The sequence below is a fragment of the Clostridium tepidiprofundi DSM 19306 genome, from assembly GCF_001594005.1.
GTDB lineage: Bacteria > Bacillota > Clostridia > Clostridiales > Clostridiaceae > Clostridium_AC > Clostridium_AC tepidiprofundi.
This window is the reverse complement of record NZ_LTBA01000089.1, coordinates 1-4,203: the sequence shown is the minus strand read 5'-3', so window position 1 is coordinate 4,203 and position 4,203 is coordinate 1. Positions and strand designations below refer to the sequence as shown.

The 4,203-nt window shown below is 29.1% G+C and carries 2 protein-coding genes, 2 pseudogenes and 1 riboswitch; of the genes and pseudogenes, 3 read left to right on the top strand and 1 reads right to left on the bottom strand.

Features of this window, described 5'->3' with window-relative positions:
- Positions 1 to 442 (bottom strand): annotated as a pseudogene (locus tag CLTEP_RS13545) (transposase); the annotation flags it as partial.
- 462 nt (positions 443 to 904) lie between these two features.
- On the opposite strand from CLTEP_RS13545, the gene CLTEP_RS13540 reads away from it, so the two are divergent.
- From CLTEP_RS13540 to CLTEP_RS13530, 3 genes and pseudogenes are all read left to right on the top strand, one after another.
- Positions 905 to 1,474 carry a protein kinase gene (locus CLTEP_RS13540; RefSeq protein ID WP_066827566.1) on the top strand — a complete coding sequence of 190 codons (570 nt, stop codon included), beginning with the start codon at positions 905 to 907 and terminating at the stop codon, positions 1,472 to 1,474.
- Between the two features lie 57 nt (positions 1,475 to 1,531).
- A riboswitch (Lysine riboswitch) is annotated at positions 1,532 to 1,709 on the top strand.
- Positions 1,710 to 1,849: 140 nt separating this feature from the next.
- A complete protein-coding gene (locus tag CLTEP_RS13535; protein WP_066827564.1) occupies positions 1,850 to 3,568 on the top strand; it encodes a Na+/H+ antiporter NhaC family protein in 1,719 nt (572 codons plus the stop codon).
- Positions 3,569 to 3,761: 193 nt separating this feature from the next.
- Positions 3,762 to 4,203: pseudogene (locus CLTEP_RS13530) on the top strand (transposase); the annotation flags it as partial.

The window sequence follows — 4,203 nt, the reverse complement described above, 5'->3', positions numbered from 1 at the left end:
TTTTATCAACTCTTGTAAGACATTTATCACAACATTTTTTTGTGCTTTCAAATAGCTCTACACCATCTATTGCAACAACCTTTAACCCATCTATAGTACCACCTCTAAAAACCTTATTTTTTATAGTAGTTTTAATTATATGACTATGAATTCCTTTTAATCCATCTAAATCAAAACCACTGAAACACCGCCTGACAGAGTCAATGCGTGGAGTTCTAGTTTTTTTAGGTAACACTTTTTTAAATTTACCTTTTTCAAGCCAATGGTCTAATCTATTGAAACTTCTTATTTGAAGCATAAATCCAAATAAAACAATAAAAGCAATTGTTGAAATTTTTACTTCTGATTTTACTCTTTTATCTTTTAAGGTATTGATTTTTTCACCTATATGGTATACCTTATTAGTATAGGTGAGTAATTGTTTCAAATAACTCTTGCTCATTTTATCAGCATCCTTTTTGTGTGAATTTCTAAACAAAACTATTATAAAAAGGATGCTTTTATTTTGCAACTTTTTTCTCTATAATTTCCAGTAAAAATCGGAAAATCTCATATTTCCACTGATTATTCTTAAATTCTTATAAATCAATGGGCTACCAACCTAAAAAATTTTTAAGTGCTAAACTTCTGTTAATATTTATGTATTTGCATCTAATTTCCAGTGAAAAATTTGATTTAACACAAATTTTAATAATAGAGTTTTAATTTTATCATTTTTACAAGATTCAAATTTCTATAAGTAGTAGATTGAAGTTTTTGCTTCATGTGGAGTAGAGGTTTCATATGAAATTGAAATGTTTTGCTTTAGCAAAAGGAGTTCAATTATATACAGTTGATAATAAAAATGAAAACAAGAGAATATAATATTGTATAGTATATTTAAATAATAAAAAGGTGGCCTTTTATGATAGATAAAAATATATATGGAGATGATTTTGAGTTAGAATTCAATAAGTGGAAATATATTGGTAAAGGGCATCACGGAATTGTATATTTAATGGATGATGGAAAAGTGATAAAAATATGTAACACTATAAAAAGTTGTAGAAAGGAAGAAATGGTTATATTAAAAGCAGATGGTAACAAATATTTTCCTAAAACATATGAATGTGGGGGTAATTATATTATTAGAGAATATGTTGAAGGAATTAGCTTAAGTGACTATATTAAGTTATATGGATTAAATGAAAAAATTGCCAAAGAAGTAATTGAAATGCTTAAGGAATTTATAAGATTAAAATTTTCAAAGATCGACATTAGGTGTAAAGATATTTTTGTAACAAAGCATGAAACATTGAAGATAATCGACCCAAAGGGGTGCTATTCTAAAAAAGTAAATTATCCACGTCATTTATGTAAAGGACTTAAAAAATTAGGAGCACTAGATGAATTCCTTGATGTGTTAAAAAGAGAGGAACCCAAATTATACAAGAAATGGTATAAAAAAATACAAAAATATTTTGATAAAGCTTGACATATTAAGTCGAAAGATGTAAAATAAATCTCATAAAATTAAAAGTGAATATAATGGACGATTGGTAGAGGCGCAGTGTTTAAGAGTACTGTTATTGAGGTAAGCACGATGATATAACAGGAAAGGAAGTACTGCCGAAGGGTACAGTTGATGCTTTAAGATTGTATTCCTGGGCTTGCACATAACATGTGTAAGACTGTCACAAATATTCTATTTGTGGAGAGCTATCATTCATCTTATTGATATACTTATTTTAAATTGTGTAGTATATTTAAGTATTTGATAAGTCATGGGTGTACGCTTGCCCATGGCTTTTTATTTTTCTGCCATTCTTCCATTTGTTCATTTCAATAATATGACATAGGAGGACTGGAAATGAAGAAGAATTTTTCTATTGTAATGTTATTTTTAACTTTTTTTATTTGTGGTACAAGCGTTTTTGCTGAAGGAGTAACAGTAGCACAAACTAATGCACATCATTTTGGTTTTTTAACTTTACTTCCACCGTTGCTTGCAATAATATTTGCATTTAAGACTAAAAATGTAGTTTTATCGCTTTTTACTGGAGTTTTTTCAGGGGCTTTTTTATTACAGTTAAATGGTAATAATATTATTATGACTATTATTAAAGCTTTTAATATGGTTGTAAAAGAATTGCTTGGTTCATTAGCAGATCCATGGAATGCAGGAGTAATACTCCAATGTTTAACAATAGGTGGATTGGTTGCTTTGATATCTAAAATGGGAGGAGCAAAAGCAATAGCTCAAACACTTGCAAAGAAGGCTAAGTCACCAAAATCAGCACAAATTTTAACATGGCTTTTAGGGATATTTATTTTCTTTGATGATTATGCGAATTCGCTTATTGTAGGTCCTATTATGAGACCTGTATCAGATAAAATGAAGATATCAAGAGAAAAATTATCATTTATTGTAGATGCTACAGCAGCACCTATTGCTGGAATAGCTGTAATTTCTACTTGGATTGGATATGAACTTAGTTTGATAAAATCAGGATATGAATCAATTGGGCAAAATGTGGCAACATACAATATATTTTTATCGACTATACCATATAGGTTTTATAATATATTAATTCTTATATTTATTGTTATGACTGCAATATTTTTAAGAGAATTTGGACCTATGTTTAAAGCAGAAAGAAGGGCTAGAACAACAGGAAAGGTATTAAGCGAAAATGCTAAGCCTATGAGTTCAAGTGATAATGAAACATTAGAACCAGAAAAAGGTATCAAGCTTAGTATGTGGAATGCTATAATTCCTATTTTAGTGCTTATAGTAACAGCATTTATAGGGTTTTATTTCAATGGGTATAGTGCAGTAATTAATGGAGATAATACGACATATATTAATGTGTTGAAAAGTTCGCCACTATCTTTTGATGCTTTAAGAATAACTTTTGGGGAATCAGATGCAAGTATAGTATTATTTACTGCTGCATTGTTTGCAAGTATTGTTGCTATGATAATGGGAAGGGTTCAGAAGATATTTACGCTAGGAGAAGCAATAGATATATGGGTAAACGGTATTAAATCATTAGTAATTACAGGTGTAATTTTATTATTGGCATGGTCATTGAGTAGTTTAATAAAACAACTAGGAACAGCAAATTATTTGGTTGCTTTGGTATTATCTACTGCTATTCCTAAATTTATTTTACCATCTATAATATTTATATCGTCAGCAATTGTATCGTTTGCTACGGGAACTTCTTTTGGAACAATGGGTATATTGATGCCATTGACTATTCCATTGGCCTTTGCTATATCTCCAGTAAATTCATTTGTTGTGGTTTGCATAAGTGCAGTTTTAACAGGAGCTATTTTTGGAGACCATTGTTCACCAATATCGGATACAACAATATTGTCTTCAATGGGAACATCATGTGATCATATGGAGCATGTAAAAACTCAATTGTACTATGCATTAGTTGTTGCAGGAGTAAGTATATTATTTGGATATATACCTGCTGGTTTTGGAATGCCTATATATATAATATTACCTTTTGACATTTTGATGATAATATTAATAGTTAGATTTATAGGGAAACCAGTAGAGCAAGGCGAAATCTAAAAAATCAGAAGTTTAGCACTTAAAAATTTTTTAGGTTGGTAGCCCATTGATTTATAAGAATTTAAGAATAATCAGTGGAAATATGAGATTTTCCGATTTTTACTGGAAATTATAGAGAAAAAAGTTGCAAAATAAAAGCATCCTTTTTATAATAGTTTTGTTTAGAAATTCACACAAAAAGGATGCTGATAAAATGAGCAAGAGTTATTTGAAACAATTACTCACCTATACTAATAAGGTATACCATATAGGTGAAAAAATCAATACCTTAAAAGATAAAAGAGTAAAATCAGAAGTAAAAATTTCAACAATTGCTTTTATTGTTTTATTTGGATTTATGCTTCAAATAAGAAGTTTCAATAGATTAGACCATTGGCTTGAAAAAGGTAAATTTAAAAAAGTGTTACCTAAAAAAACTAGAACTCCACGCATTGACTCTGTCAGGCGGTGTTTCAGTGGTTTTGATTTAGATGGATTAAAAGGAATTCATAGTCATATAATTAAAACTACTATAAAAAATAAGGTTTTTAGAGGTGGTACTATAGATGGGTTAAAGGTTGTTGCAATAGATGGTGTAGAGCTATTTGAAAGCACAAAAAAATGTTGTGATAAATGTCTTACAAGAGTTGATAAAA